The 26,671-nt window shown below is 68.7% G+C and carries 25 protein-coding genes; 17 read left to right on the top strand and 8 right to left on the bottom strand.

Annotation, left to right across the window (positions count from 1 at the left end; genetic code table 11):
• Positions 1-121: 121 nt before the first annotated feature.
• The 3 genes from QZH52_RS20275 (at position 122) to QZH52_RS20265 (ending at position 4,833) form a co-directional block, all read left to right on the top strand.
• Positions 122-3,502 (top strand): autotransporter outer membrane beta-barrel domain-containing protein, encoded by a 3,381-nt coding sequence (locus QZH52_RS20275; protein WP_301812415.1) that lies wholly within the window; start codon positions 122-124, stop codon positions 3,500-3,502.
• 97 nt (positions 3,503-3,599) lie between these two features.
• The gene (locus QZH52_RS20270; RefSeq protein WP_301812414.1) at positions 3,600-4,016 is read left to right on the top strand and encodes a hypothetical protein; all 417 of its coding nucleotides are present in this window, start codon (positions 3,600-3,602) and stop codon (positions 4,014-4,016) included.
• A gap of 19 nt (positions 4,017-4,035) precedes the next feature.
• Positions 4,036-4,833, top strand: coding sequence for an enoyl-CoA hydratase/isomerase family protein (locus QZH52_RS20265; protein ID WP_301812413.1), 798 nt, complete (start codon positions 4,036-4,038; stop codon positions 4,831-4,833).
• A 12-nt stretch (positions 4,834-4,845) separates the two neighbouring features.
• On the opposite strand, the gene QZH52_RS20260 is transcribed toward QZH52_RS20265, so the two are convergent.
• Together QZH52_RS20260 and QZH52_RS20255 are read right to left on the bottom strand one after the other, a co-directional pair.
• The gene (locus tag QZH52_RS20260; protein WP_301812412.1) at positions 4,846-5,943 is read right to left on the bottom strand and encodes a M14 family metallopeptidase; all 1,098 of its coding nucleotides are present in this window, start codon (positions 5,941-5,943) and stop codon (positions 4,846-4,848) included.
• 27 nt (positions 5,944-5,970) lie between these two features.
• Positions 5,971-7,284 carry an MFS transporter gene (locus QZH52_RS20255; RefSeq protein ID WP_301812411.1) on the bottom strand — a complete coding sequence of 438 codons (1,314 nt, stop codon included), beginning with the start codon at positions 7,282-7,284 and terminating at the stop codon, positions 5,971-5,973.
• A gap of 98 nt (positions 7,285-7,382) precedes the next feature.
• On the opposite strand from QZH52_RS20255, the gene QZH52_RS20250 reads away from it, so the two are divergent.
• The gene (locus QZH52_RS20250; RefSeq protein WP_301812410.1) at positions 7,383-8,291 is read left to right on the top strand and encodes a LysR substrate-binding domain-containing protein; all 909 of its coding nucleotides are present in this window, start codon (positions 7,383-7,385) and stop codon (positions 8,289-8,291) included.
• On the opposite strand, the gene QZH52_RS20245 is transcribed toward QZH52_RS20250, so the two are convergent.
• Positions 8,282-8,932 carry a glutathione S-transferase gene (locus QZH52_RS20245; protein ID WP_301812409.1) on the bottom strand — a complete coding sequence of 217 codons (651 nt, stop codon included), beginning with the start codon at positions 8,930-8,932 and terminating at the stop codon, positions 8,282-8,284. The genes QZH52_RS20250 and QZH52_RS20245 overlap by 10 nt on opposite strands.
• Positions 8,933-9,014: 82 nt before the next feature.
• Here QZH52_RS20245 and QZH52_RS20240 point away from each other — a divergent pair, with 82 nt between their 5' ends.
• The 4 genes from QZH52_RS20240 to QZH52_RS20225 all read left to right on the top strand — a co-directional run bounded on the left by QZH52_RS20240 (position 9,015) and on the right by QZH52_RS20225 (position 12,851).
• Positions 9,015-9,677, top strand: coding sequence for an alpha/beta hydrolase (locus QZH52_RS20240; RefSeq protein ID WP_301812408.1), 663 nt, complete (start codon positions 9,015-9,017; stop codon positions 9,675-9,677).
• A 96-nt stretch (positions 9,678-9,773) separates the two neighbouring features.
• Positions 9,774-11,351, top strand: a complete 1,578-nt coding sequence (gene gshA / locus QZH52_RS20235; RefSeq protein ID WP_301812406.1) for a glutamate--cysteine ligase — start codon at positions 9,774-9,776, stop codon at positions 11,349-11,351.
• A 119-nt stretch (positions 11,352-11,470) separates the two neighbouring features.
• The gene (locus tag QZH52_RS20230; RefSeq protein WP_286522820.1) at positions 11,471-11,851 is read left to right on the top strand and encodes a response regulator; all 381 of its coding nucleotides are present in this window, start codon (positions 11,471-11,473) and stop codon (positions 11,849-11,851) included.
• Positions 11,852-11,933: 82 nt separating this feature from the next.
• Positions 11,934-12,851: an SDR family NAD(P)-dependent oxidoreductase gene (locus QZH52_RS20225; RefSeq protein ID WP_301812400.1), complete on the top strand. Its 918-nt coding sequence runs from the start codon at positions 11,934-11,936 to the stop codon at positions 12,849-12,851.
• Between the two features lie 30 nt (positions 12,852-12,881).
• Here the strand turns inward: QZH52_RS20225 and QZH52_RS20220 are convergent, their stop codons facing one another.
• Positions 12,882-13,241: an HPF/RaiA family ribosome-associated protein gene (locus QZH52_RS20220; RefSeq protein ID WP_301812397.1), complete on the bottom strand. Its 360-nt coding sequence runs from the start codon at positions 13,239-13,241 to the stop codon at positions 12,882-12,884.
• 156 nt (positions 13,242-13,397) lie between these two features.
• On the opposite strand from QZH52_RS20220, the gene ylqF reads away from it, so the two are divergent.
• Entirely contained in the window at positions 13,398-14,360 is a 963-nt protein-coding gene (gene ylqF, locus QZH52_RS20215) for a ribosome biogenesis GTPase YlqF (protein ID WP_301812395.1), read from the top strand.
• Between the two features lie 12 nt (positions 14,361-14,372).
• On the opposite strand, the gene QZH52_RS20210 is transcribed toward ylqF, so the two are convergent.
• Positions 14,373-15,221, bottom strand: coding sequence for an RNA polymerase sigma factor (locus QZH52_RS20210; RefSeq protein WP_301812545.1), 849 nt, complete (start codon positions 15,219-15,221; stop codon positions 14,373-14,375).
• 60 nt (positions 15,222-15,281) lie between these two features.
• Positions 15,282-15,587 carry a hypothetical protein gene (locus tag QZH52_RS20205; protein ID WP_301812394.1) on the bottom strand — a complete coding sequence of 102 codons (306 nt, stop codon included), beginning with the start codon at positions 15,585-15,587 and terminating at the stop codon, positions 15,282-15,284.
• Positions 15,588-15,732: 145 nt separating this feature from the next.
• Between QZH52_RS20205 and QZH52_RS20200 the strand changes: the two genes are divergently transcribed.
• From QZH52_RS20200 to QZH52_RS20165, 8 genes are all read left to right on the top strand, one after another.
• On the top strand, positions 15,733-16,776 hold the full coding sequence (locus QZH52_RS20200; RefSeq protein WP_286536579.1) for an aldo/keto reductase: 1,044 nt from the start codon (positions 15,733-15,735) through the stop codon (positions 16,774-16,776).
• Between the two features lie 131 nt (positions 16,777-16,907).
• Complete coding sequence (locus QZH52_RS20195; RefSeq protein WP_301812391.1) at positions 16,908-18,137, top strand: ABC transporter substrate-binding protein; 1,230 nt, start codon at positions 16,908-16,910, stop codon at positions 18,135-18,137.
• A gap of 79 nt (positions 18,138-18,216) precedes the next feature.
• The gene (locus tag QZH52_RS20190; RefSeq protein ID WP_286503956.1) at positions 18,217-19,092 is read left to right on the top strand and encodes a branched-chain amino acid ABC transporter permease; all 876 of its coding nucleotides are present in this window, start codon (positions 18,217-18,219) and stop codon (positions 19,090-19,092) included.
• Between the two features lie 7 nt (positions 19,093-19,099).
• Positions 19,100-21,049, top strand: coding sequence for a branched-chain amino acid ABC transporter ATP-binding protein/permease (locus QZH52_RS20185; RefSeq protein ID WP_286536582.1), 1,950 nt, complete (start codon positions 19,100-19,102; stop codon positions 21,047-21,049).
• Positions 21,050-21,063: 14 nt separating this feature from the next.
• Complete coding sequence (locus QZH52_RS20180) at positions 21,064-21,786, top strand: ABC transporter ATP-binding protein (protein WP_286503958.1); 723 nt, start codon at positions 21,064-21,066, stop codon at positions 21,784-21,786.
• A gap of 118 nt (positions 21,787-21,904) precedes the next feature.
• Complete coding sequence (locus QZH52_RS20175) at positions 21,905-22,330, top strand: ester cyclase (RefSeq protein ID WP_301812385.1); 426 nt, start codon at positions 21,905-21,907, stop codon at positions 22,328-22,330.
• A complete protein-coding gene (locus QZH52_RS20170; RefSeq protein ID WP_301812383.1) occupies positions 22,327-22,944 on the top strand; it encodes a TetR/AcrR family transcriptional regulator in 618 nt (205 codons plus the stop codon). Before QZH52_RS20175 ends, QZH52_RS20170 begins: the two co-directional genes overlap by 4 nt.
• 74 nt (positions 22,945-23,018) lie before the next feature.
• Positions 23,019-23,954, top strand: a complete 936-nt coding sequence (locus tag QZH52_RS20165) for a M14 family metallopeptidase (RefSeq protein WP_301812381.1) — start codon at positions 23,019-23,021, stop codon at positions 23,952-23,954.
• Between the two features lie 6 nt (positions 23,955-23,960).
• On the opposite strand, the gene QZH52_RS20160 is transcribed toward QZH52_RS20165, so the two are convergent.
• Both QZH52_RS20160 and QZH52_RS20155 read right to left on the bottom strand, forming a co-directional pair.
• Positions 23,961-24,818: a M23 family metallopeptidase gene (locus QZH52_RS20160; RefSeq protein WP_301812380.1), complete on the bottom strand. Its 858-nt coding sequence runs from the start codon at positions 24,816-24,818 to the stop codon at positions 23,961-23,963.
• 8 nt (positions 24,819-24,826) lie between these two features.
• Positions 24,827-26,629 (bottom strand): glutamine--tRNA ligase/YqeY domain fusion protein, encoded by a 1,803-nt coding sequence (locus QZH52_RS20155; RefSeq protein WP_301812379.1) that lies wholly within the window; start codon positions 26,627-26,629, stop codon positions 24,827-24,829.
• Positions 26,630-26,671 lie beyond the last annotated feature (42 nt).

Here is a 26,671-nt window from a genome sequence, read left to right as displayed (position 1 = left end):
CGAAAGTGCACCATTTGTGCGCAATCCGTGAACTTGTTCCGACGAAAAAGAGTACCTAACTACTACAGTCGTAAGTATTAGTTTTGGCCTTCGGGTCTCTCATTTTCGGAAGAGCAACCGCATGAACCGCGTTTTCAGTGTCGTCTGGAATTCCTCCCTTCAGGTCTGGGCCGTGGCCTCCGAACTGGCACCGCGTGCCGGCAAGACGACGACGCGCAGCGTTGCGGTGGGCGGGATCGCCGCCGCGCTGCTGAGCTTCGGCGGGGCCGCGGCGGCCGCCTGCACGACCAGCGGCAACGTGATCACCTGCGACACCGGCAGCACGCAGGCCGCGACAGTGGGCACGGGGCCCGGCATGCCGCCGAACATCTCGGTGATCGTGAACGCCAACGCCCAGGTCAGCACCGGCAACCATGCCGCCATCAGCATCGGCGACAGCTCCAGCATCGTGATCCATGACAAGGCCACGGTCGAAAACGTGGCGCTGAGCGGTACCGACGGCTTCTTTGGCGCTTTCACGGGGGCCAATACGATCGAGCTGGGCTCGAACAACACGCTCACCATCGCCCAGGGCGCCAGGGTGCTGTCGAGCGGCTCATCGACCACGGCCGAGGCGATCAATCTGTTCGGCAGCGGCAACCTGATCACCAACAACGGCGAGATCCGCTCGAGCGCGGGCGGCGCCGCCATCTGGTTCCAGGCGAACACGGGCCAGAACACCGTCGTCAATGGCGCCACCGGCATCATCGCTTTCGCCGGCGGCTCGGACAACATCATGGGCGTGTCCGGCACGATGGCGATAGATTTCACCAACAAGGGCCAGGTGCTGGGCTCGCTGACCTTCGCCGACGGCGACGACCGGCTGACCATCCACGACGGCTCGACAATCACCGGCAGCATCGACGGCGGCGGGGGCAGCAACACGCTGGCCCTCGGCGGCACCGGGGTCGGCACCTTCGACAAGGCGTTCTCCAACTTCCAGACCCTGGTCAAGGAAGACAGCGGCACCTGGACCTACCAGAACGTGCTGCCGGGTTCGGGCGTCACCAGTACGCGCGTGGCGGGCGGCACTCTGGTGCTTGGTTCCGATTCTGACGCCAGCCACTACACCGGCAGCATGACGGTCGACGGCGCGGGCACGCTCGAGACCCCCGCCGCCCTCGCGCCCCTGGCGATCACCGACAACGGCCTGGTGCGCTTCGCGCAGCCGACCAATGCCAGCTATACCGGCCTGCTGAGCGGATCGGGCGGCATCGAGAAGACCGGCGCCGGCACGCTGACCTTGACCCGCGACCAGGCCATCACCGGGACCACCACGATCAGCGCCGGCACCTTGAAGCTGGGCACGGGCGGCCCAGGCGGCAAGGTCGACGGGCCGATCGTCGACAACGGCGCCCTGGTGATCCACCGGTCGGACGCCGTCACCTTCGGCGCGCCGATCAGCGGCAGCGGCAGCGTGACCCAGCTCGGCGGCGGCGTCACCACCTTCACGGCCGACAACAGCTACCTGGGCGGCACCACCATCGCGGCCGGCACGCTGCAGCTCGGCAACGGCGGCTTCACCGGCGGCGTGGTCGGCGCGATCGTCAACGACGCGGCCCTGGTCATCAACCGTTCGAATGCCCTGACCCTGGCCGGCCCGATCAGCGGCAGCGGCCGCGTGACGCAGCTCGGCACCGGCAGCACGACCTTCACCGCCGACAACAGCTACACCGGCGGCACGACCATCGTTGCCGGCGCGCTGCACCTCGGCGACGGCGGCACCACCGGCAGCGTGGCGGGCAACATCCGGAACGACTCGATGCTGGTCCTGAACCGCTCGAACACGCTGCCGCTGGCGGGCGCGATCAGCGGCAGCGGCGACTTGCTGCAGATGGGCGGCGGCGCCTCGGTGCTGTCGGGCGCCAACAACTACAGCGGCGCGACCACGGTCGCCGCGGGTACGCTGAAGGCCGGTGCGGCCGGTGCCTTGAGCGCCGCGTCGGCTCACACGTTGGCGGCGGGCGCGACGCTCGACACCGGCGGCTTCGACCAGCGCGTCGCGTCGCTTCGCAACGCCGGCACGGTCAGCCTGCTCGGCGCCGCCGCGGGCAGCAGCCTGACGGTGAACGGCGCCTACATCGGCAGCGGCGGCGTGCTGAGCCTCGGCACCGTGCTGGGCGGCAGCGGCAGCCTCAGCGACCGCCTGGTGCTCGATGGCGCCGGCGCCAGCGCCAGCGGCAAGACCACGGTGCGCATCACCAACCTCGGCGGCCTCGGCGGCCTGACCGCCGGCAACGGCATCGAGGTGGTGAGCGCCGTCGGTGGCGCCACCACCACGGCGCAGACCACGCGCGACGCCTTCGCCCTGGCCAATGGCCATGTCGACGCGGGTGCCTTCGAATACCGCCTCTATGCGGCCGACGTCTCGGGGGCGGGGGAGAACTGGTATTTGCGCTCGACGACGACGGTGTCGCCGACGCCGCCGACGATCCCGCCGGTGCTCGAGAACACCAACACGGGCAAGACCGGGTCGCCGGCCATCAGCGTGCCGACCTACCGCGCCGAGGTGCCGTTGTTCGCCGCGCTGCCGGCCCAGCTGCGCCAGTCCGACCTGGCGATGCTGGGCAACCTGCATCGGCGCGTGGGCGATGAACTGGCGCCGGCGGCCGGTGCGGCGGCCGGCGACCCGTCCGGCGGCCGACAGGCCTGGGCGCGCGCGGTCTACAGCGACCTCGACATCCGGCAGGAAAGCCCCGCATCGGCCCAGAGCCAGGGCCACGTGAGCGGCATCCAGGCCGGCACCGATCTGCTGGCCAGCGGCGCCTGGCGTGCCGGCATCTACGTCGGCACGCTCGACGGCAATGCCAATGTGATCGGCAATGCGCGCGGGCTGATCGCCTCGGTCGGGAGCAACGATCTGAAGTCGCGCTTTCTCGGCGGCTATGCGACCTGGATGGACGGCGACGGCCTCTACGCCGACGCGGTGCTGCAGGGCGGGCGCCACAGCTACACCGTGCAGCCCTACGGCAACCTGAACATCGACGGCAAGGCGAGCAGCCTCACGGCCTCGATCGAGACCGGCAAGGCCTTCGCCTTGGGCGAGGGCTGGACGATCGAGCCGCAGGCCCAGCTGATCCACCAGAGCATGCGCTTCGACAATGTGCTGATCGGCGGCGCGCTGGTGGCGCAGGATGCCGGCGGCGGCTGGATCGGCCGCCTGGGCGTGCGCGTCAAGGGCGACGTCATGACCGCGGCCGGCCGGCTCCAGCCCTATGGCCGCCTCAACGTCTACCGTGCCGGTTCGGGGACCGACGTCGCGACCTTCATCGGGCCGGCGGCGAGCACCCCGATCGCCAGCCCGGTCGGCTATACCTCGACCGAAGTGGCCGCCGGCATGACGCTGGCGCTGACGTCCACCACCACGCTCTACGGCGAAGTCGGGCAGATCTACAGCGCCGGCGGCGCCGCCAAGGTGCAGTCGACGCTGCAGGGCTCGATCGGCATGCGGCTGCGCTGGTAGGCGGGCGGTCCGGAGGGCCGGGTTTGGGTTCAAATACGCTTCCAGCGGCCGCCCCCGTGCCGGGCGACCACCCGAAGCCTTCGCCAGACCGGAATCCATGGACCTTTCTCGTACCCGACTTCCCGCTTCCCTCGGGCGCATCGTTGCGCCGCTGCTGCTCGCCTTCGCCGCCTCGGGCGCGCCCGCGCAGCAGGACGCCGACCGCTTTCCCGCCGCGGCGATGAGCTTCCTGGGCGGCGAGCTGCCGGCCATGGAAGCCGCCATCACTGCGCGCGACCGCGACTATTTCGAGGACGCGATGGGCCGGATGCTCGACTTCTCCGACAGCTGGGGCTTCAAGACGCGCGACAACCCGGCGCTGGCGCGCTTTCCGATGTGCACCGACGCGGTGTCGGATTTCCTGGTGGTCGGCATGTGCCGCATCATGACCACCAATTCGGCCTGCGAGCCCGGCATGGCAGCCAAGTTCAACAGCAACCTGCAGAAGTGCCGCGAGCTCGCGGCCAAGCTCTGACGACCCGAGGGACTGCACCATGGACTACGGCCACTACCGCACCCTGTCGATCACCCGCCGCGGCGACGCCGGCGCTGTGCTCGACATCCAGATGCGCGCCGCCAACGGCAAACTGCCCACGGCCGGGCCTGACGGCCACCGCGAGCTGGCCGAGATCTGGCGCGACGTAGCGGCCGACGACAGCGTGCGCTGCGCCGTGCTGCGCGGCGAGGGCATGGGCTTCTCGGGCGGCGGCGACCTGGCCATGGTCGAGCAGATGTCGGTCGACGACGCGGTCCGCACCCGGGTCTGGAAAGAGGCGCGCGACCTGGTCTACAACCTCATCAACTGCGACAAGCCGATCGTCAGCGCGATGCATGGACCGGCGGTCGGCGCCGGGCTGGTGGCCGGGCTGCTGGCCGACATCTCGATCGCCAGCAAGACCGCGAAGATCGTCGACGGCCACACCCGCCTGGGCGTCGCGGCGGGCGACCATGCGGCGATCGTCTGGCCGCTGCTGTGCGGCATGGCCAAGGCCAAGTACCACCTGCTGCTGTGCGAGCCGGTGAGCGGCGAGGAAGCCGAGCGCATCGGCCTGGTCTCGCTGGCGGTCGACGAGCCCGATCTGCTGCCGCGCGCCTACGAACTGGCCGACCAGCTGACGGCCGGCAGCCAGAGCGCGATCCGCTTCACCAAGTACGCGCTCAACAACTGGCTGCGCCAGGCCGGGCCGACATTCGACGCCTCGCTGGCGCTCGAGTTCATGGGCTTCGCCGGGCCCGACGTGCGCGAAGGCGTGGCCTCGCTGCGCGAGCGGCGGGCGCCGAAGTTCGGCTGACCGGTCGGCCGTTCAAGCGGCCTTCAGACCTTGCAGGGTCTGCAGCAGCACCACGCGGGTCTGCCCGAGCACCATGCCCTTCCATTCGTCGTTGTCGCAGTAGAAGGCGTCGCGCAGGTCCTGGCGGATCGCGCGTTGCTGGGCTGCCGGCGCTTCCGGATGGCGGCGCAGCCAGGTGTCGGCGCGCAGCCGGTTCAGCACCTCAAGGTCGGGCAGGGTGCCGAACTCGAGGCCCATCAACGAGGCCCGGGCCCGCGGGCACTCGTCGTACACCGTCGACACCACGGGACCCGAGACGTCGGCCGAGGCCGAATTGCCCTCGAAGGGCGCGAACACGTCGGCGCCCCACCAGGCGCGCGCGCGGGCCAGGTCGGCCGCCGCGTCGCGGCCTGGGTAGATCTTCTCGCCGTGGCCGTAGGGACCGAGGCCGGTGTGGATGTCGATCCAGGCGATGTCGGTGGCGTTCGCCGCGTACTTGCGCAGGATCCCACGCACCGTCCGGTTGCTCCACGAGGGCCCGGTGCCGCCGTAGAACACGCCGTCGGGCGAGGCGTACTGGCCAGCGGTCACCGCGGCGCGGTAGGCGCGCAGGCCGTGCTGCGCGATGTAGGCGGCCATCGCGGCCTCGTCGGCGGCGCCCGGCGGCCAGCTGGCCGGCAGCACGAAAGGCTCGACCTCGGCGTAGGCCGCGTTGACCGGCAGCGGCGCATCGAAGGAGATGTGGTTGCGGTTGAGGTCGATGTTGTCCTCGTTGGTCCGATGCAGGTGCGAGAAGCCGTGCGGGTTCACCGCGTGCACCAGCAGCAGCGCGACGCCCGCCTGCGCCAGCCGGGCCAGCAGGTCGGCATCGTGCAGTGTCGCCACCTGGCAGCCGGACCCGCTGAACCCCTCGGGGCCATGGGTGCCGGAGCTCACGATCAGCAGCCTGGCGGCGCCGGGCGCGCCGAGCAGCGCAACGTCGGTGGCCAGCGTCTCGCCGAGTGCGCCGCGATGGGCCTCGAGCACGAAGGATTCGACCGTGGCGCCGCTTGCGGCGGCGGCGTCGAGGAACTTGCGCCGGGCCTCGGCGTAGGTGCCTGAAAAATGGCGGGTGGCTGCGGAAGTGTGCATCGTGGGTCCTTGGGATGTCATTCGGGTTCAGGCGGGCTGATGGGCGCCCGCCGCGTCGATGTCCTTGCCGGTGAAGTCCTTGAGCCACAGAAGGCCCAGCAGCGACACCAGTGTCATGGCAAGAAGGTACCAGGCCGGCGCCAGCCGGTTGCCGGTGACGGCGAGCAGCCAGGTGCTGATGAAGGGCGAGAAGCCGCCGAACAGCGCCACGCCGACGCTGTAGACCAGCGACATGCCGCTGGCGCGCACATGCTTCGGGAACATCTCGGGCAGCATCGTGATCCCCGGCACGGTCTGGATCACCAGTGTGATGCTGAGCAGGCCGACCACGGTGAACAGCACCGCCGGCGTTGGCGACTGGTTGAGCCAGAGAAAGCCCGGATAGATCATCAGCACCAGCGCGATCCGGCTCCAGACGATCAGCGGCTTGCGCCCGATCCGGTCCGACCAGCGGCCGATGAAGGGCGCCAGGCCGAAGGACAGCAGCCCCGTGAGCGCAGCGCCGAACAGCGCCACCGTGGGCGGCAGGCCGAGTTCGCGGACCGCGTAGGTCGGCATGTAGAAGGTCACGACGTAGGCCGCCGCGGTGCCGCCGACGATGCTCAGGATGGCCGCCAGCACGGTGCGGCCGTGTTCGGAGCAAACCTCCGACAGGCTGCTGCGGCGTGCCTTCGCCCGTGCCGCCGGCGTCTCGACGTCCAGCGATTCTTCGAGGTGCCGGCGGATGTACATGCCGACCGGCGCGATCAGCATGCCGAGGAAGAAGGGCACCCGCCAGCCCCAGCTTTCGAGTGCGGCCGGCGAGAGGGTGGCCGTGAGCAGGCCGACCGCCACGGCGCCGAGCAGGATGCCCAGGCCCTGGCTGGCGAACTGCCAGCTGGCCATGTAGCCGCGATCGGCCGGCGTGGCGTGCTCGACCAGCAGGGTGGTCGAGGCACCGACCTCGCCCCCGGCCGAGAAGCCCTGGATCAGCCGCGCCAGCACGATCAGCATCGGCGCGGCGACGCCGATCCGCGCATAGGTGGGCGCCAGCGCGATCATCGCGCAGCCCAGCGCCATCAGGAAGATGGTCAGGGTCATCGCCTTCTTGCGGCCGGCCCGGTCGGCATAGGCGCCGATCACGATGCCGCCGAGCGGCCGCATGATGAAGCCGACGCCGAAGGTGGCGGCGGTCAGCAGCAGCTGGCCGTAGGCGGTCGAGGTCGGGAAGAAGAGCTTGCCGATCAGGAGCGCCATGAAACCGTAGACCGTGAAGTCGAAGAACTCCAGCGCATTGCCGATGGTGGTGGCGACGATGGTCTTGCGCCGTGTCATCGGGCGGTTGAGAGCGGGAGTTTTCATCTGAACATGTTTCGTGATGTTGTCGCGGGCGGATGCTAGGCAAACATGGTGCTCATGAAAAGACAATAATTGGTCTTCGTCGATAACTTTTGGTTTTCATGAAGCCCAACCAGCTGCTGGCTTTCGTCGCCGTGGCGGAACAGATGAGCATCCGGGGCGCGGCGCGGACGCTCGGGCTTTCGCAGCCCGCGGTCACCAAGATCGTGCGCGAGCTCGAGCGCGAGGTCGGCGCGCCGCTGGTCGAGCGCAGCGTCAAGGGCGTGAGCTTGACCCCCTACGGCGAGGCCTTCGCGCCGCGCGCGCGGCTCCTGCTGGCCGACATGCGCCGGGCCCGCGACGAGATCGCGCAGATCCGCGACGGCGCCACCGGCAAGGTCGCGGTCGCGGTCAGCACATCGGTGGCGCTCACGATCCTGCCCGCCGCCTTCAAGGCCTACCACGCGCGCCTGCCCGCGGTCGATGTCCACTTCAGCGAGGCGGTGCTGCCCTGGATGCTGGCGCGGCTGCGCGACGGCCAGCTCGACCTCGCGGTGGCCCACGTCATTCCCGGCACCCTCGATGCCGAGTTCGAGACCATCGACCTGTTCCCGGTCCATCTGGCCGTCGGCGTGCGCGACGGCCATCCGCTCGGCGGCGCGAAGTCATTGCGGGAGCTGCATGCGGCCGAATGGGTGCTGCCCGGCGACGGCGAACTGGGCCGCGAGGTGGTGGCGCCGCTGTTCTCCCCGATCGGCCTGACCGCGCCCCCCCGCGTGATCCTCGGCGCGTCGGTCACGGTGGCGCTCGGGCTGGTGGGCCACATGGACCTGGTCGGCCTGTTCGTCGAGCCGTTGGTCGAGCTCGCCTTCAGGCACCACAGCATCCGGCGCGTCGCCATCAGGGAGCAGTTGCCGCCGCTGCACGTCTGCGTGGTCAAGCTGCGCAGCCACCGGCTGACCCCGGCCGCCCAGCACTTCGTCGAGTGCGTGCAGCTGGCTGCGAGGGCAAAAGCAGCTTCTCAGGCGTAGCGCGCCAGCATGGCGTCGGTGTTGGTCTTGCGGTCGGCGTTGACCGTGGCCACGTGCGGCCGCTGGCCCATGCGCTTGAGGTAGTCGCGCGAGGCCGGCAGCAGCTCGGCCAGCAGGTCGCGCCCGTAGATCAGCCGGGTCGCACCGGCGACCAGCGGCAGGTGCGTGATCGCGGCGCAGTCGGCCAGGGTGAACCGGTCACCGGCGATGAAGGGCGTGTCGAAGCGCGCCAGCTTGCCGAAGGCCGGGATGTTCTTTTCGAGCTGCTGGCCGATCTTCTGCTTGAGGCCGTCGCTGACCTTGCCGCCGAAGAAGGCCTCGGGGTAGAGGTTGCGGGCCACCAGTTCGAGGTGCAGCTCGAGGTAGAGATTCAGCTCGCGCACCTTGGCGGCGGCGTAGGGGTCCGCCGGCAGCAGCGGAATGTCGGGGTAGGCGGCCTCGATGTACTCGTTGATCGCGGCCGACTCGCACAGCATGCCCTGGTCGGTCCGCAGGTAAGGCACCTTGCCGAGCGGCGAGGCCGTGAGGTCGGTTTCGCCGATCCAGGCCAGCTCTTCGTCGAAGCGAACGTTCTTCTCGAGCAGCGCCAGCTTGACCTTGTTGTAGTAGTTGCTGGCGGCGAAGCCGATGAGTGTCAGCATGGGATGTCTCCTTGGTTGGTTCGGCCGCCATTCTTGCCGGCTTGCCGGAACCCGGGCCGATTTCTGCGGTAACTTCGGTGCCATGTCAAATCCGCCCATCGAAATCGAAACCGGCCCGAACCCCACGGCCACCGTCCTCCTCATGCACGGCCTCGGCGCCGACGGCAACGACTTCGTGCCGATCGCCAACGAACTGGACCTGTCGTCGGTCGGGCCGGTGCGTTTCGTGTTCCCGAACGCGCCGGTGATCCCGGTCACCATCAATGGCGGCTATCGCATGCCGGCCTGGTATGACATCCTGGGCGCCGACCTCGCCAAGCGCGAGGACGAGGCCGGCCTGCGCCGCTCGCAAGAGACCCTCGAGGTGCTGATCGCCAACGAGAAGGCCCGCGGCATCCCGGCCTCCCGGATCGTGATCGCCGGTTTCTCCCAGGGTTGCGCGATGGCCTTCATGACCGGCCTGCGCCATCCGGAGCGGCTGGCCGGCATCGTCGGCCTGTCCGGCTACCTGCCGCTGGCCGACCTGACGGCGGCCGAGCGCCACCCGGCCAACCAGCAGACGCCGATCTTCCAGGCCCACGGCCAGCGCGACGGCGTGGTGGTGATCGCCCGGGCGATCCAGGGCCGCGACACCCTGAAGGCGCTGGGCTACGACCTCGAGTGGCACGAGTACCCCATGGAGCACTCGGTCTGCATGGAGGAAATCGCCGACCTGAACCGTTTCCTGGTCCGGGTGCTGGGCTGAAAAAGGGGGCGCCGGCGGCGGATTTCAGTCCGCCTGCGCGCCTTTTCCGGTCATGCTACCTTCCGTCCCCACGAAAGAACGATGGGTGATAACTAAATGAGTAACTTCAAGGAGCGCCTGGACGCGCTCTCGCCCGCGCGGCTCCGGGGGGTGCGGCGCGGGATCGAGAAGGAAAGCCTGCGGGCGCAACCCGATGGCAAGCTGGCCCTGACGCCGCATCCCGCGGCGCTGGGCTCGGCGCTCACGCACCCCCACATCACGACCGATTTCAGCGAATCCCAGTTGGAGTTGATCACCGGCGCCCATGCGGACGTCGATACGGCATTGGACGAACTGGTGCGCGTGCACCAGTTCACCTACCGCGTGCTCGACGAAGCCGGCGACGAGCGCCTGTGGGTGTCGAGCATGCCCTGCGGCCTGCCGACCGACGAAACCATCCCGATCGGGCGCTACGGGTCGTCCAATGTCGGCCGCGCCAAGAGCGTCTACCGCATGGGCCTGAGCCATCGCTACGGGCGGCGCATGCAGACCATCTCGGGCATCCACTACAACTGGTCGCTGCCGGACGTGTCGAGCGAGCAGTACTTTGCGCTGATCCGCAACTTCCGCCGCCACGCCTTCCTGCTGCTGTATCTGTTCGGCGCCTCGCCGGCACTGTGTTCGAGCTTCGTCGACGGCCGGCCGCACGAGTTGCAGCCGCTGGGCGAGGGCAGCATGCACATGCCGCACGGCACCTCGCTGCGGATGGGCCGCCTGGGCTACCAGAGCGACGCGCAAGCCTCGCTGGCGGTGAGCTACAACAGCCTCGACGGCTACGGCGCCTCGCTGCAAGATGCGCTGACCCGGCCCTGGCCGGCCTACGAGGCGATCGGCATCCGCAACCTGGGCGGCGACTACAACCAGCTCGCCACCAGCCTGCTGCAGATCGAGAACGAGTTCTACGGCACGATCCGCCCGAAGCGCGTGATCTACCCGGGCGAGCGCCCGCTGCACGCACTGCGCGAACGCGGCGTCGAGTACGTCGAGGTCCGCCTGATGGACCTCGACCCCTTCGAGCCGGTCGGCATCAATGCCCAGACCATGCGCTTCCTCGATGTCTTCCTGCTGCACTGCCTGCTGTCCGACAGTCCGCCGGACACGCGCGAGGAGATTGCCGACCTGGCGCACAACCAGCACCTGACCGCCGCCCGCGGGCGCGAGCCCGGCCTGCGGCTGCGGCGCGGCGGCCGCGAGGCCGGCCTGACCGAGTGGGGTGCCGAGCTGCTGGAGCAGTTCGGCCCGATCGCCGCCGCGCTCGACGCTGCGCACGGCGGAACGCTGCATGCCGATGCGGTGCGTGCGGCCGGCGTGGCGCTCGGCGACCCGGCCGTGCTGCCGTCGGCCCGCGTGCTCGAGGCCACGAAGGCCCACGGCGACTCCTTTGTCGGCTTCGTGCGTGCCCGTTCCGAGGCCACCCGCGAGGCGCTGCTCGCGCTGCCGTTCGCGGACGACCAGCGGACCCTCTTCGAGCGCATGACGCAGACCTCGATCGAGGCCCAGAAGCGGATCGAGGCCAGCGACAGCATGCCCTTCGAAATCTACCGCGAGCAGTACGTGTCGCCGGCGCGGCTCGGCTTCAAGAACCACTGGGCCGAGACGCCTGCCGAACCCGTGAGCCAGCGCGCCGCCCTCTGAGCGGGGGCATGGGGTAGGCGGCTGCCTACCCGCATTGGCCGCCATGGCCCACCCGCGGGAGCGCGGCGATGGGGATGATGGCAATAGAGACACATACCGTCCTTTGTTGACATCCCACCATGACTTTCAAGACCTACCTGGTCGAAGACAACCCCGTCATCCGCGAGAACCTGGTCGGCTTTCTCGAAGAGATCGTCGACGCCACCGTGGTCGCGCACGCCAGCGGCGAAGACGAGGCCGTGGCTTGGCTGCGCCAGCACGGCGAGAGCTGGGACGTGGCCATCGTCGATCTCTTCCTCGACCAGGGCAACGGGCTCGGCGTGGTCGACGCCTGCCGCCAGCGGGCCGCCCACCAGAAGGTGCTGGTGGTCAGCAACTACGCCACTCCGGACGTGCGCGCCCGCTCCAAGGCGCTGGGTGCCGACGCCTTCTTCGACAAGTCGGGCGAAATCGACCTGCTGCTCGACTACTGCGAGCGCCTGAGTCGCCAAAACGACTGATCTTCCCGCTTCGCCGGCCGGACGGCCCGCTTTCTGGGGTAAAACGCGTCGCGTCAACGACTCCTACGAAAGCACTGAAAGCATGAGCAGCATCGATTTCAAGGGCCGCGTGGCCATCGTCACCGGCGCCGGCGGCGGGTTGGGCCGCCAGCACGCGCTGGCATTGGCGGCGCGCGGCGCCAAGGTGTTGGTCAACGACCTCGGCGGTGCCCGCGACGGCTCCGGCGGCTCGGTCAGCGCCGCCCAGGCGGTGGTCGACGAGATCCTGGCCGCCGGCGGCGAAGCGATCGCCAATGGCGCCTCGGTGACCGATTTCGAGGCCGTGCAGGCGATGGTCGCGCAGGCGGTGGCCACCTGGGGCCGGGTCGACATCCTGGTCAACAACGCCGGCATCCTGCGCGACAAGAGCTTCGCCAAGATGGACCTGGCCGACTTCCGGCTGGTGATGGACGTTCACCTGATGGGCGCCGTGCATTGCACCAAGGCGGTCTGGGCGCTCATGAACGAGCAGAAATACGGCCGCATCGTGATGACCACCTCGTCCTCGGGCCTGTACGGCAACTTCGGCCAGAGCAACTACGGCGCCGCCAAGCTGGCGCTGGTGGGCCTGATGCAGACGCTGTCGATCGAGGGCGCGAAGAACGACATCCGCGTCAACTGCCTGGCGCCGACCGCCGCCACCCGGATGACCGAGGACCTGATGCCAGAAGCCGTGCTCGAGGCCTTGAAGCCCGAGGCCGTGGTGCCGGCGATGCTGGTGCTGGCCGGCCAGGAGGCGCCGAACCGCACCATCCTGTGCGCCGGCGCGGGCAGTTTCGAGGCGGCCCACATCACCTTGACGAACGGCGCCTGGATTGGCCTCGGCGGCGATGCACCGGAGCGGCTCGCCGACCGGCTGGCCGAAGTGACCGACCGCAGCGGCGAGATCGTCCCGCAGAGCGGCGCCGCGCAGGGCAGCAACGAGGTCGGCAAGGCGATGGCGAACGCCGGCCGGCACTGATGATGCGGCCCGGGCACGCGCGGGCCCTCCTTATTCGACCACCGCGTCGCCGTCCTTGCGGATCGAGTCGCGGTCGCGGCGGCCATAGAGCCGGCCCAGGGTGCTGTCGAGGGCGCGCTTGAGCTTTTCGGCGGCGCCGCGGAAGGCCTCGTCGAGGCCGGCCGCGTGGTGGCTCACGGCGAGCGGCTGATGGCCCGCGATGCGGGCCTCCATCGCGCAGCGCTTGTCCGCACCGCCGCTGGCGGTGTGGTTCTCGTCGCTCAGGTGGATCTCGACGCGCGTGACCTCGGCCGCGAAGCGGGCCAGGGTCTGGCGCATCTCGGTGTCGGCCCAGCGCTCCAGGGCTTCCTTGTTCTCGATGCCGTTGCTGGTGTTGATCTGGATCTGCATGGTGAGCGGTCCTTTCCTCGCAAAACCCTACTGTGCCCTGATCGGCGCGCGCAAGACGTAAGCATTTCGGCAACGTGGTCGAGGTCGGAACGACCACCTGCGCGGCGCGGCGACAATGGCGGGCCCGCATCCCGCAGACAGAGAAAGAATTCCCCGATGGCCATCCAGTGGTTCCCCGGTCACATGCACCTGACCCAGAAGGCCATTGCCGAACGGATCAAGGACATCGACGTCGTCATCGAGCTGCTCGACGCCCGCCTGCCCGGATCGAGCGCCAACCCGATGCTGGCCGAGCTCACCGGCCACAAGCCGGGACTCAAGGTGCTCAACAAGCAGGACCTGGCCGACCCGGCCTGCACCGCGCTCTGGCTGGCCCACTACAACGCGCTGCCCGAGACCCGCGCGATCGGCCTCGACGCCAGCCAGACCACGCCGGCGCGCCAGCTGATCGATGCCTGCCATGCGCTCTCGCCGGCCCGCGGCGGCATGGCCAAGCCGATGCGGGTGCTGATCTGCGGCATTCCCAATGTCGGCAAGTCGACACTGATCAACACCCTCACCGGCAGCCGCAAGGCCAAGACCGGCGACGAGGCCGGCATCACCAAGCTGGAGCAGCGCATCACGCTGGCCGACGACTTCTACCTGTGGGACACCCCGGGCATGCTGTGGCCGCGCATCATCGTCGCCAAGAGCGGCTACAACCTGGCGGCCAGCGGCGCCATCGGGCGCAACGCCTTCGACGAGGAAGAGGTGGCGCTCGAACTGCTCGACTACCTCAAGGGCCACTACGCGGGCCTGGTCGAGGCCCGTTTCAAGATCGATCCGATCGGCGCGCTGAGCGACGAAGAGGTGCTCGAGGCGATCGGCCGCAAGCGCGGCGCGCTGCTCGGCAAGGGCCGGGTCAACCTGCAGAAGGCGGCCGAGATCGTGATGAATGAATTCCGCAGCGGCAACATCGGCCGCATCACGCTGGAGACGCCCGAGGAGTTCGCGCAGTGGCTGGCGGCCGGACAGCTGCTCGATGCCGAGCGCGCCGCGAAGAAAGCGGCCCGGGGGCGCAAGAAGGGTTCGGGCCGGCGCGAAGACGCGCAGCCGGACCCGGCGGACGATCCGGCCTGAGCACCGCCCATCTCAGGGCGCGAGCACGAGATCGGCGTCGCGCGCGATGTAGGGCACGTGGCGGAAGTCGCGGATCAGGCGGAGTCGCCCGTCGCGCCACTGCAGCTCGATGAAGTAGCCGGGCGGACCGTCGCCGCGGCCCGGCAGCACGGCCAGCACCGCGCGGCCGTCCAGCCATGCGGGCACGAGCCGCCAGTCGTCGAGGCGCTCGTAGTTCGAGAAGTACACGCCGACCTCGCGCCGCCCCGCGGCCTTGCGGCGCGACACCAGGTCCAGCCGCACGTCGTCGGCCAGCAGGGCGCGCACGCCGTCCCAGTCGCGGGCGTTGAACAGGCGGGCGTAGCGCAGCAGCTCGGGGGTCGGGGCGCGCGCCGGCGCCGTGTCCGGCGTGGTGGCCGGCGACTGCCGCAGCAGGCCGCGTCCGCGATGCAGCGCCGCCTTCACGGCTGGCACGCTGAGCTCGAGTTCGGCGGCGATCTCTTCGAGCGAATGGTCGAGCACGTCCTTCAGGATGACGCATCCGCGCTGCGCCGGCGCCAGCTGCAGGAAGCTGCGCAGCGCTGCCCGCACGGCCTGCTCTCGCGCCAGCGCATGGTCGGGCTCGAGCGCCGCATCGTCGGCGAGCTCGAGCGCCGTTTCGAGCGGCTCGGCCCGCCGATGCGCCTCGCGCCGCCAATGGTCGATCGCGCGGTTGTGGGCGATCCGAAACAGCCAGGGCCGCAGCGGCGGCATCGCCTTGTGCTGGGCGAGCTCGAAGCAGGCCCGCGCCAGCGTGTCCTGCACCACGTCCTCGCCATCGGCGACCGATCCGGTCATGCGCGTGGCGTAGCGGTGCAGGTCGGGCCGGATGTCGTCGACCAGCGCGAGGAACTGGCGCCGCGCCTCTTCGAGGTGGCGATCAGCGCCTCGGGCGCCTCAGCCTCAGGACCCGAAGAAGCCATAGGAGCCGATTTCGCTGATCCCGACCGTGACGGGCGGCTCTTCGCAGCGCTCGCGCACGCCCGCCACGAAGGCCTTGAAGGCGGGCAGGGCGGTCAGCAGGTTGCTGCCGTCCGGCGCCTCGTGCGAGGCGATGTGGACGAAGCTCACGCCGTCCTCGAGCTTGAAGGTGGCGTAGCGCAGGCCGGTCGGCCTGCGCTCGGCGAGTTCTTCGTACACCGCCCGGGCCAGGCGCTCGTTCTCGTCGACCCGATCGGCCTTGAGCTTGTAGCGGACCATGTGTTTCATGATGGAGCCTTTCACCGGCGAGGCCGGCCTCATTGTTCACCAGGCAAAGACGTTCCGGGCTGCCCGAAGGATGCGGTGCAGGGCCGCCAGCACGATCGGCCGGACGCGCCTATGCTCTGCCGCTTCGACACAAGGAGTGTTTTCGATGCGCAACCATCCCCTGGGCCGCACCGGCCTTTTCGTCTCCGAACTCTGCCTCGGCACCATGACCTTCGGCGGCAGCGAGGGCATCTGGAGCCAGATCGGCGACCTGCAGCAGGCCGACGCCGAGCGCTTGGTCGGCCAGGCGCTCGACGCCGGCATCAACTTCATCGACACCGCCGACGTCTATTCGGGCGGGCTGTCCGAGCAGATCACCGGCCAGGCCCTCAAGAACCTCCAGGTACCGCGCGACAGCGTCGTGGTTGCCACCAAGGTCTTCGGCGAGACCGGCCCCGGGCCGAACGCCCGAGGCGCCTCGCGCAGCCACATCATGGATGGCCTCAAGGCCAGCCTGAAGCGGCTGCAGCTCGACCACGTCGACCTCTACCAGATCCACGGTTTCGACCCCGCCACGCCGATCGAGGAGACCGTTCGGGCCCTCGACCAGCTGGTGCGCCAGGGCCATGTGCGCTACGTGGGCGTCTCCAACTGGGCCGCCTGGCAGATCGTCAAGGCGCTCGGCATCGCCGAGCGCTGGGGACTGGCGCGCTTCGAATCGCTGCAGGCCTACTACACCGTGGCCGGCCGCGACCTCGAGCGCGAACTGGTGCCGATGCTGCAGAGCGAAGGCGTCGGGCTGATGGTCTGGAGCCCGCTGGCCGGCGGCCTGCTGAGCGGCAAGTACGGGCGCGAGCAGCAGGCCGAGCAGGGCAGCCGGCGCGTGAGCTTCGACTTTCCGCCGGTCGACAAAGACCGGGCCTGGGACTGCGTCGATGCGATGCGCCCGATCGCCGCGGCGCACGGCGTCTCGGTGGCCCAGGTGGCGCTGGCCTGGCTGCTGCACCAGCCCCAGGTCACCAGCGTGATCGTCGGCGCCCGCCGTGCCGAACAGCTGGCCGACAACCTGGCGGCGACCCAGGTGGCGCTGAGCGCGTCCGAGCTGGCGCAGCTCGACCAGGTCAGCCGGCTGCCGGCCGAATACCCCGGCTGGATGTTCGCGCGGCAGGGCGAGAACCGCCGCAAGCAACTGGCCGGCGAGCCGCGCTGAGGCGCTCTCCGGCAGGTCCGGAGAAAGATATTTCCTATAGCGTTTTTAGGGTTGTCACTCTCTCTGAAGAACGCGTGTAACGGTATGTTCTACGGACGACTTTTTCTCGACCCCTTTTGGAGACTTTCCTGATGCTGTTTCGATTCAAGCTTCTGGCCGTGGCGGGCGCCGTGGCCTTCTCTGCTGGCGCGTTCGCGGCCGACCCGATCAAGATCGGCGTCGACGGTCCGTTCACCGGCGGCTCTTCTTCGATGGGCGTCAGCATGCGCGACGGCGTGCGCCTGGCCACCGAGGAAATCAACAAGAGCGGCGGTGTCCTGGGTCGCCAGATCCAGCTGGTCGAACGCGACGACGAGGCCAAGAACGAGCGCGGCGTGCAGATCGCCCAGGAGTTCATCAACAAGGAAAAGGTCGTGGCCGTGGTCGGCTACATCAACACCGGCGTGGCCCTGGCGTCGCAGCGCTTCTTCCAGGAAGCCAAGATCCCGGTGCTGAACAACGTCGCGACCGGCTCGATCATCACGCACCAGTTCGACAAGGAGCCCGAGAACTACGTGTTCCGCAATGCGGCGCACGACAGCATCCAGGCGCCGATGATCGTCGAAGAAGCGGTCACCCGCCGCGGCTTCAAGAAGGTCGCGATCCTGGCCGACTCCACCAACTACGGCCAGCTGGGCCGCGAAGACCTCGAGAAGGCGCTCAAGGCCAAGGGCATCACGCCGGTGGCGGTCGAGAAGTTCAACATCAAGGACGTCGACATGACGGCCCAGCTGCTGAAGGCCAAGGAAGCCGGCGCCGAGGCGGTGCTGACCTACGGCATCGGCCCCGAGCTGGCGCAGATCGCCAACGGCATGACCAAGCTGGGCTGGAAGGTTCCGATGGTCGGCAGCTGGACCCTGTCGATGGCCAACTTCATCGACAACGCAGGCCCGGGCGGCGACGGCGCGCGCATGCCGCAGACCTTCATCCAGGAGCCGACCACGCCCAAGCGCAAGGCCTTCATCACCAGCTACCTGGGCACCTTCAAGCCGAAGAACAACCGCATCGATTCGCCGGTCTCGGCCGCCCAGGGCTACGACTCGATCTACCTGCTGGCCGCCGCCATCAAGCAGGCCAACAGCACCGAGGGCCCGAAGATCCTGGCCGCACTGGAAGATCTGAAGACGCCGGTCGAGGGCGTGGTGACCACCTACACCAAGCCATTCGCCAAGGGCGACCACGACGCCATCACCGCCAACATCCCGGTGTTCGGCGAGGTCAAGGGCGGCCGCGTCAACTACGCCAACGCCGACGACATGAAGAAGGCGGCCATGGTTCAGCTGAAAAACAACGCGGCCAACGACGCCCTGCTGAAGCCCTGATCCGCGCCTGCCTGACGGCGCCGCCCCGGGTCGCTCCCGCGGCGGCGCCTTTTTGTGCCAACGCCTCCCGAAAGCCGTCATGCAAATCCTGACCCAACTCATCTTCAGCGGCATCGCGCTGGGCATGATCTATGCCGTCATCGCCTTCGGCTACCAGCTCACCTTCGCCACCTCGGACACCCTCAACTTCGGCCAGGGCGACGCGCTGATGCTCGGCGCCCTGGTGGGCCTCACCCTGGTCACCCTGGGCGTCAACTATTGGCTCATGATCCCGCTGGTGTGCCTGTTCGGCGCGGTGCAGGGCGCCGTGGTCGAACGCATCGGCGTGCGGCCGGCGATCAAGATCAAGTCGGAATTCGGCTGGATCATGTCGACCATCGCGCTCGGCATCATCTTCAAGAACGTGGCCGAGAACGTCTGGGGCCGCGACGACCTCAAGTTCCCGTCGCCGCTGCCCGAGGCGCCGATCAAGTTCCTCAACGCCAACGTGCTGCCGATGGAGATCCTGGTGGTGGTGGGCGCCATCCTCATGATGCTGGCGGTCGAGCTGTTCAACCGCCGCTCGATCTACGGCAAGGCGGTGGTCGCGACCTTCAACGACCGCGATGCAGCCAAGCTGATGGGCATCAACACCGGCCTGGTCATCACTTTCTCGTATGCGCTGTCGTCGCTGACCGCGGCCTTCGCGGGCGTGCTGATCGCGCCGCTGACCTTGACCGGCGCCACCATGGGCGCGGTGCTGGGCCTGAAGGCCTTCGCGGTGGCGATCATCGGCGGGCTGACCAGTGGCATGGGCATCATCCTCGGCGGCATCATCCTGGGCATCGCCGAGACCACCACCGGCTTCTACCTGAGCACCGGCTACAAGGACGTTCCGGGCCTGGTGCTGCTGCTGATCGTGCTGGCGGTGCGCCCGGCCGGCCTGTTCGGCAAGACCGCGATCAAGAAGGTCTGACGCTCACATGAATACCAAAATCGGACGCTTCCTCCTCGCTCTCGTCGGCTTCGCGGCGCTGCTGCTGTTCCCGATCGGCATCGACAACCCGTACTACATCCACCTGCTCGAGACCATCATGATCTACGCGATCCTGCTGTTCGGGCTGGACATCGTGGTCGGCTACACCGGCCAGGTCTCGCTGGGCCATGCGGGCCTGTTCGGGCTCGGCGCCTACACGGCGGGCGTGCTGGTCTACAAGCTCGGCGCACCGCTGATGGTGGCGCTGATCGCCTCGATCGGCGTCACGGCGCTGTTCGGTGCGCTGCTGGCATTGCCGGCCCTGCGTGTCACGGGGCCGTACCTGGCAATGGTTACGCTGGCCTTTGGCACCATCATCCAGATCCTCATCAACGAGATGAGCTTCATCACCGAAGGGCCGATGGGCATCAAGCTCACCAAGCCGCCGCTGTTCGGCCACAAGCTCGACGAGCGCGAGTTCTACTGGCTGGTGGTCGTGATGCTGGTGCTGTCGCTGGTCGTGGTTCATCGCATCCTGCGCTCGCATCTCGGGCGCGCCTTCGAGGCGCTGCGCGGCAGCCCGGTGGCGTCGGACTGCATGGGCGTGTCGGTGTACCGCTACAAGGTCTATGCCTTCGTGATCAGCGCCGGCTTCGCCGGACTGGCCGGCAGCCTGTATGCGTATTCGGAGCAGTACATCTCGCCGAACACCTACAACTTCGAGCTCACCGTGCTGTTCCTGCTGGCCGTGATCATGGGCGGGCGCAAGAGCCGCATCGGTGCCATGCTGGGCGCGACCATCATCGTGCTGCTGCCCAAGCTGCTCGACGACGTGGAGTTGTTCCGCTACGTGTCGGTGGCGCTGGCGGTGCTGGTCATGGTGGTGGCGGTGGTGGGCGTGCAGATGAAGCGCGTCACGCCCAAGCAGATGGCCATTCCGGTGGTCGGCAGCATCGCGCTCGCGGGCCTGTCGTTCTGGCTCCAGACCATGACCGACTGGCGGCTCTCGATCTTCGGCGTGATCATGCTGTTCGTCGTCTACTACCTGCAGGACGGCATCGTGGGCTTCGTGCGCAACGCGCTGAACCTGCGCCGGCCCAAGGCCCGGCTCGAGGTCGAGGGCGCCGGCATCGCGCCGGCCGATGCCGTGGCGACCGCCGCCATGGCCGGCGGCCAGCCCGAGGTGCTGCAGGCGTCGGGCGTGCTGATGCAGTTCGGCGGCCTGAAGGCGCTCAACAATGTCGACCTGACTGTCAGGCGCGGCACCATCCACGGCCTGATCGGGCCCAACGGATCCGGCAAGAGCACGATGATGAACGTGCTGACCGGCATCTACGTGCCGACCGCCGGCGCGATCAGCTTCGGCGGGCGTTCGCTGGTCGGTCGCACATCGTCCGACATCGCGCTGTCGGGCATCGCGCGCACCTTCCAGAACGTGCAGCTGTTCGGCGAGATGACGGCGCAGCAGAACGTGCAGGTCGGGCTGCATCACACCTTCCGCAGCAACCTGTTCGACGTCGCGGTCCACACGCCGCGCTACAAGCGCGAGAGTGCGGCGGCGGCCAACCGGGCGCTGGGCCTGCTCAAGTTCGTCGGCCTCGAGGCCTTCGCCGCCGAGGAGGCGCGCAACCTGCCGTACGGCAAGCAGCGGCTGCTCGAGATCGCCCGCGCGCTGGCGCTCGACCCGCAGCTGCTGCTGCTCGACGAACCGGCCGCCGGCCTGACGGCGCCGGACATCAAGGAGCTGATCGCCATCATCCGCAAGATCCGCGAGCACGGCGTGACCGTGATCCTGATCGAGCACCACATGGACGTCGTGATGAGCATGTGCGACACGGTCTCGGTGCTCGACTTCGGACAGAAGATCGCCGAAGGCGAGCCTGCCGCGGTGCAGGCCGACGCCAAGGTGATCGAAGCCTATCTGGGCGGCCAGGAAGCCGAGCCGCAGCCTGCGTAAGGAAACGGGACCCAATGCTCACCATCCAGAATCTATCGGCCGGCTACGGCAAGGTGCAGGTGCTGCACGGCGTCTCGATCGAGGTGCCCAAGGGCAAGGTCGTGACCCTGATCGGCTCCAACGGCGCCGGCAAGACCACGACCATGCGCGCCGTCTCCGGAATGATCCAGCCGACAGCCGGCGAGATCACGCTCAACGGCAAGCGCATCGACGGCCTCGAGTCCTACCACATCGCCAAGCTCGGGCTCGCGCATTCGCCCGAAGGCCGGCGCGTGTTCGCCACCATGACCGTGACCGACAACCTCACGCTGGGTGCCTTCCCCCGGCTCACGGGCAGTCGGCCGCGCGGCGATGTCGCGGGCGACCTCGAGCGCGCGCTCGACCTGTTCCCGCGGCTCAAGGAGCGGCGCACCCAGCTGGCCGGCACCTTGTCGGGGGGCGAGCAGCAGATGCTCGCGATGGCCCGCGCGGTCATGCTGAATCCCGAGGTGGTGCTGCTCGACGAGCCCTCGATGGGCCTGGCGCCGATCCTGGTGGCCGAGGTGTTCCGCATCATCGAGCGGCTCAAGCAGGAAGGCGTGACCATGCTGCTGGTCGAGCAGTTCGCGGCCGCCGCGCTCGGCGTGGCCGACTACGGCTACGTGCTCGAGAACGGCCGGATCTCGTTGCACGGGCCGGCCGAGAAACTGCGCAACGATCCGGGGGTGAAGGCGGCGTACCTGGGCAGCGGACACTAGGTTTGCGGCCATAGATTCCGTCAATGAACGGGGCCGGCTCATTCGAGACTAATTTCTTGTAATGAGATTATTGTCTCATTAGAGTTGGCGGGAACCCCATCCCCTGGAGGACCCGGACATGGCGCTCACCCGAACCGAGATGGACCGCAGGATCGACCAGCATTTCCGCTTCGAGGCCACGGACGACGTCGAAGGCGTGCTGGCGACGCTGTCGCCCGACGTCGAGCACGACATCGTCGGCGCGCCCTCCGGGCCGACGCGGGGGCGCGACGGCGCGCGGCCTTTCTACGAGGCGCTGTTCAGCGATCTGTCCGACAGCCGCGTCGAATCCCAGCGGCGGCTCTACGGTGCCGATTTCCTGGTCGACGAATCGATCTGGCGGGGCAAGGCACCCGGGCGTCCCTTCGGCCTGGAGGGCCGTGGCAGGCCGCTGGAGTTCAGGCTGCTCCATGTGGTCGAGTTCACCGACGCCGGGGATATCCGGCGCGAGAACGTGTGGCTCGATCTCGCGGCCATCATCCAGCAGCTGCCACAGGATTCATGAGCGGAGCCTGCAGCGAGAAAGCCGGCCGTCCCAACCAGCGCCGGCGCACGCGCAAGGACCTGCTGCAGGCGGCTGCGCGGCTCATGCAGGAGGGTCGCCAGCCCAGCCTCGAGGAGGTCGCCGAGGCGGCGGCCGTGTCGCGGGCCACTGCCTACCGCTACTTTCCGAGCATCGAGGCGCTGCACCGCGAGGCCTCGCTCGACATCGCGGTTCCCGAGGCCGCCGCGGTGCTCGGCGACACCCGCTCGCATGACCCGGTGCAGCGGTTGGAGCTGGTCGATGCTGCGCTGAGCGGAATGATCGCCGCCAACGAGGCGTCGCTGCGCATGCTGCTGGCGCAGTCGATGGAGCGCGTGGTCCGGGGCGGGCACGACGCCAAAGTGCCGGCGCGCCAGAACCGGCGCAGTCCGCTGATCGAGGCCGCGCTGGCGCCGGCCCGCAGCCAGTTCAGGCCGGCGGCTGTGAAGACACTCGAGCAGGCGCTGGCGCTGGTGATCGGCACCGAATCGATGGTGGTCTGCAAGGATGTGCTGCAACTCGACGACGCGCAGGCGTCGAAGGTCCGGCGCTGGGCGATCCGGGCGCTGGTGGCGGCGGCGAGGAAGCCCGACTGACGCTCACCTGCCGTGCCGGGTCAGCGCGCTTGTAGCAAACTGCTGGAATTCCGTCCCCCACCGAACAATCCCCCATGACCGACACCCAACCCGCCCTCGAAGTCCTGCCGCGCGACATTTCCGCCTACCGCGAGGGCAACACGGGCGTCGACTACGTGCATCGATTCGAATCCGGCAAGCCCGGCCCGCACGTGCTGATCAACGCGCTGACCCACGGCAACGAGATCTGCGGCATGGTGGCCGCGACCCATCTGCTGGACAGCGGCGTGCGGCCCAAGCTCGGCACGCTGACTGTCAGCTTCGCCCATGTCGAGGCCTACAACGCCTTCGATCCGGCCAAGCCTTTCGAAAACCGGCAGATCGTCCACAACCTCAATCGCGTCTGGTCCGATGAATGGCTAGACGGCCCCGAGGACAGCCCCGAACTGCGGCGCGCCCGCGCGCTGCGGCCGGTGGTGGCTGCCGCCGACCACATCCTCGACATCCATTCGACCAGCCAGGACGTGGTGCCGTTCTGGGTCTACCCGGACTTCGAGCGCAATGCGAGGGTGGCGACCGCGATCGGCCTGCCGCCGGTGCACCTGGTGATGCCGAGCGGCCTGGGTTCGGGCACGCCGCTGATCCAGCACGGCCTGCATGCCGGCGCCGATGCGCCGGGCGCCGCGATGGTGGTCGAGTGCGGCCAGCACTTCAAGCAGAGCGCGGCCGATCTCGCGACCGAGGTGACGCTGCGCTTCCTGGCGCACTTCGGATTGATCGACAGGGAAGGGGCGACGCCCGAGGTCGCAGCGCAGCGCCGCTTCGAACTGCTGCAGACGCACCTGATCAAGTCGGAGGATTTCCGCTTCGTGCGGCCGCTGATCGGCTTCGAGACCTTTGCCGAGGGCGAACTGATCGCCACGCAGGGGACTGACGAGATCCGCGCGCCCTGCGACGACTGCACGGTGTTCATGCCGGCGCAGCGGGTGATCGTGGGACGCGAGGCGGTGTATCTGACGAAGCCGCTGTAGGCTGCCTCAAGCCGCCATGAACAGCGCCGGATCCACCATCGTCCGGTTCAGCATCACCCCCCAGTGCAGGTGCGGCCCGGTCACGCGGCCGGTGGCGCCCACGGCGGCCAGTCGCTCGCCGCTCTGCAGCGCGTCGCCGGTCTTCACGTCGATGCGGCTCAGGTGGCAGTACATCGTGAGCAGGCCGCCGCCGTGGTCGAGCCAGACGGTGCCGCCGTTGAAGAAGTAGTCGCCGGTGTCGATCACCCGGCCCGGCAGCGGCGCCAGCACCGGCGTGCCGGTGGCGGCTGCGATGTCCATGCCGCTGTGCGGATTGCGCGACTGGCCGTTGAAGACGCGGCGCAGGCCGAAGGAACTCGAGCGTCGGCCCGGCACCGGCACCCGCATCTGCAGCTCGTGCGGCGCGGGTTCGCTGAAGGTGGCCATCACCGTCGCCTGGTGATCGCGCTCGCGCTCGTAGCGGGCCTGGTCGGCAGCCGACAGGTCGACCGTGCCCGGTGCCACCTTCAGGCGCTGTTCGCTGTATTGCTTGGGCGCGATCGTGTAGGCGATCGGACGCTCGGCGCCATCCCCCGTGCGCACCATGATGCGGGCCTTGCCCGGGGCTGTCGCGAGGGGAATACCGACCAGCGCGGTCCATTCGATCGGGTCACCCAGCACCAGCAGCGGGATGCCGCCCTCGGTGCGCGCCTCCGGCCGCGCCGCGGCAGGACCGAGCGACAGGCGCGCCACGCCGCCCGGGACCTGGGCGCCATGCGGCCAGAGCGCAGGGGCGGGCGTGGCCGGCGAGGGCGTTGCAGCGGCCTGCGCGGCCGGCAGCGACAACAGGCCCATCGATGCAAGCAGGAGCGAGCGGCGCTGCATGGCGTGCCTCACTTGCCCCAGCTGTCGCGCATGCCCGCTGCGCGGTTGAACACGCGCTGGCCGGCGGCCGCCGCCTTGGCATCGACCACGAAGTAGCCGTGGCGTTCGAACTGGAATCCGGCTCCGCCCTCGGCGGCGCCGGCGAGCGAGGGCTCGACGAAGGCCTGGCAGGTGACCAGGCTGTCGCGATTCAGTTCTTCCAGCAATTCGCCGCTGCCCGGCTGGGCCGCCGCGAACAGGCGTTCGTACAGGCGCACCTCGGCCTGCAGCGCATCCGCCGCCGCCACCCAGGTGATGTTGCCCTTGACCTTGATCGCGTCCGCACCCGGCGTGCCGCTCTTGGTGTCGGGCACCAGCGTGGCCTGCACCTCCTGCAGCTTGCCCGTGGCGTCGCGGGTGCCGCCCGTGCAGACGATCGTGTGGCCGTACTTCAGCCGCACCTTGTTGCCCGGGAACAGGCGGAAGAAGCCCTTGGGCTGCACGTCCTCGTAGTCGGTGCGCTCGATCCAGACCTCGCGGCCGATCTTGAAGCTGCGCTGGCCGCGCTCGGGGTGGTGCGGGTGCACCGGCGCCGTGCAGTCGTCGAGGAAGCCGGCGCCCATCAATTCGTCCCAGTTGGTGATCACCAGCTTGACCGGGTCGAGCACTGCCATCGCGCGCGGCGCGATCGGGTCGAGTGTGTCGCGCAGCGCGGCCTCGAGGCTCGCGTAGTCGATCCAGCCGCCGGACTTGGTGACGCCCGAGCGCTCGCAGAACAGCTTCAGCGCCTCGGGCGTGTAGCCGCGGCGCCGCAGGCCGGCCAGGGTCGGCATGCGCGGATCGTCCCAGCCGTCGACGTGGTTCTCCTCGACCAGCTGGCGCAGGCGGCGCTTGCTGGTGATGACGTGGGTCACGTTGAGCCGCGCGAACTCGTACTGGCGCGGATGCGGGCTGGCGATCAGGCCGCCTTCGGCCAGCCGGTCGAGCAGCCAGTCGTAGAAGGGCCGCTGGTCTTCGAACTCGAGCGTGCAGAAGCTGTGGGTGATCTGCTCCAGCGCGTCCTCGATCGGATGCGCGAAGGTGTACATCGGATAGATGCACCACTTGTCGCCGGTGTTGTGGTGGGTGGCGCGGCGGATCCGGTACAGCGCCGGGTCGCGCATGTTGATGTTGGGGCTCGCCATGTCGATGCGGGCCCGCAGCACGGCGGCGCCATCTTCCAGCTGGCCGTCGCGCATGGCGCGGAAGCGCGCCAGGTTTTCCTCGGGCGTGCGGCCGCGGAACGGGCTGTCGGTGCCGGGCGTGTTGAAGTCGCCTCGGTTGGCGCGGATCTGCTCGGCGCTTTGCTCGTCGACATAGGCCAGGCCGGCGCCGATCAGGTATTCCGCGGCCTGGTACATGAAATCGAAGTAGTTACTCGCGAAGTACACATGGTCGTTGGCCTCGCCCGACTTGGCAGGGTTGTCGGCCAGATGGGTGTCGTAACCCAGCCATTGCACGGCGTCGCGGATGGCGTCGACGTATTCCTGCTCTTCCTTTTCGGGATTGGTGTCGTCGAAGCGCAAATGGCAGACGCCGCCGTATTCCTTCGCCAGCTCGAAGTTGAGCCAGATGCTCTTGGCGTGGCCGATGTGCAGGTAGCCGTTGGGCTCCGGCGGAAAGCGCATGCGAACCTTGGCCGGATCCTGCATGCCCCCGGCGTGATGGGCCGCGTCGCCCGGGGATCCGCCCCACTTGCGGGTGGAATAATTGCCCTGTTCGAGGTCGCTTTCGATCACGTGGCGCAGGAAATTGCTCGGCTTGGTGCTGTCGTTGTCTGCAGGGGAAGTCATCCATCCATTCTAGGTGGCCCCTCAGGCGCGTTACCTTTGGCA

This window comes from Variovorax ginsengisoli (genome assembly GCF_030486595.1).
Classification (GTDB): Bacteria; Pseudomonadota; Gammaproteobacteria; order Burkholderiales; family Burkholderiaceae_C; genus Variovorax; species Variovorax ginsengisoli_B.
This window is presented reverse-complemented; position numbering and strand designations above follow the sequence as displayed.

What these genes read in the sequence shown, in the direction of transcription:
- QZH52_RS20270 (WP_301812414.1), top strand. Translation starts at nt 3,600, where the DNA reads ATGGACCTTTCTCGTACCCGACTTCCCGCTTCCCTCGGGCGCATCGTT.
- gshA (WP_301812406.1), top strand. Translation starts at nt 9,774, where the DNA reads ATGAGTAACTTCAAGGAGCGCCTGGACGCGCTCTCGCCCGCGCGGCTC.
- QZH52_RS20240 (WP_301812408.1), top strand. Translation starts at nt 9,015, where the DNA reads ATGTCAAATCCGCCCATCGAAATCGAAACCGGCCCGAACCCCACGGCC.
- QZH52_RS20225 (WP_301812400.1), top strand. Translation starts at nt 11,934, where the DNA reads ATGAGCAGCATCGATTTCAAGGGCCGCGTGGCCATCGTCACCGGCGCC.
- QZH52_RS20220 (WP_301812397.1), bottom strand. Translation starts at nt 13,241, where the DNA reads ATGCAGATCCAGATCAACACCAGCAACGGCATCGAGAACAAGGAAGCC.
- QZH52_RS20250 (WP_301812410.1), top strand. Translation starts at nt 7,383, where the DNA reads ATGAAGCCCAACCAGCTGCTGGCTTTCGTCGCCGTGGCGGAACAGATG.
- QZH52_RS20265 (WP_301812413.1), top strand. Translation starts at nt 4,036, where the DNA reads ATGGACTACGGCCACTACCGCACCCTGTCGATCACCCGCCGCGGCGAC.
- QZH52_RS20175 (WP_301812385.1), top strand. Translation starts at nt 21,905, where the DNA reads ATGGCGCTCACCCGAACCGAGATGGACCGCAGGATCGACCAGCATTTC.
- QZH52_RS20195 (WP_301812391.1), top strand. Translation starts at nt 16,908, where the DNA reads ATGCTGTTTCGATTCAAGCTTCTGGCCGTGGCGGGCGCCGTGGCCTTC.
- QZH52_RS20205 (WP_301812394.1), bottom strand. Translation starts at nt 15,587, where the DNA reads ATGAAACACATGGTCCGCTACAAGCTCAAGGCCGATCGGGTCGACGAG.
- QZH52_RS20170 (WP_301812383.1), top strand. Translation starts at nt 22,327, where the DNA reads ATGAGCGGAGCCTGCAGCGAGAAAGCCGGCCGTCCCAACCAGCGCCGG.
- QZH52_RS20185 (WP_286536582.1), top strand. Translation starts at nt 19,100, where the DNA reads ATGAATACCAAAATCGGACGCTTCCTCCTCGCTCTCGTCGGCTTCGCG.
- QZH52_RS20260 (WP_301812412.1), bottom strand. Translation starts at nt 5,943, where the DNA reads ATGCACACTTCCGCAGCCACCCGCCATTTTTCAGGCACCTACGCCGAG.
- QZH52_RS20190 (WP_286503956.1), top strand. Translation starts at nt 18,217, where the DNA reads ATGCAAATCCTGACCCAACTCATCTTCAGCGGCATCGCGCTGGGCATG.
- QZH52_RS20230 (WP_286522820.1), top strand. Translation starts at nt 11,471, where the DNA reads ATGACTTTCAAGACCTACCTGGTCGAAGACAACCCCGTCATCCGCGAG.
- QZH52_RS20165 (WP_301812381.1), top strand. Translation starts at nt 23,019, where the DNA reads ATGACCGACACCCAACCCGCCCTCGAAGTCCTGCCGCGCGACATTTCC.
- QZH52_RS20200 (WP_286536579.1), top strand. Translation starts at nt 15,733, where the DNA reads ATGCGCAACCATCCCCTGGGCCGCACCGGCCTTTTCGTCTCCGAACTC.
- QZH52_RS20255 (WP_301812411.1), bottom strand. Translation starts at nt 7,284, where the DNA reads ATGAAAACTCCCGCTCTCAACCGCCCGATGACACGGCGCAAGACCATC.
- QZH52_RS20160 (WP_301812380.1), bottom strand. Translation starts at nt 24,818, where the DNA reads ATGCAGCGCCGCTCGCTCCTGCTTGCATCGATGGGCCTGTTGTCGCTG.
- QZH52_RS20180 (WP_286503958.1), top strand. Translation starts at nt 21,064, where the DNA reads ATGCTCACCATCCAGAATCTATCGGCCGGCTACGGCAAGGTGCAGGTG.
- QZH52_RS20155 (WP_301812379.1), bottom strand. Translation starts at nt 26,629, where the DNA reads ATGACTTCCCCTGCAGACAACGACAGCACCAAGCCGAGCAATTTCCTG.
- QZH52_RS20245 (WP_301812409.1), bottom strand. Translation starts at nt 8,932, where the DNA reads ATGCTGACACTCATCGGCTTCGCCGCCAGCAACTACTACAACAAGGTC.
- ylqF (WP_301812395.1), top strand. Translation starts at nt 13,398, where the DNA reads ATGGCCATCCAGTGGTTCCCCGGTCACATGCACCTGACCCAGAAGGCC.
- QZH52_RS20275 (WP_301812415.1), top strand. Translation starts at nt 122, where the DNA reads ATGAACCGCGTTTTCAGTGTCGTCTGGAATTCCTCCCTTCAGGTCTGG.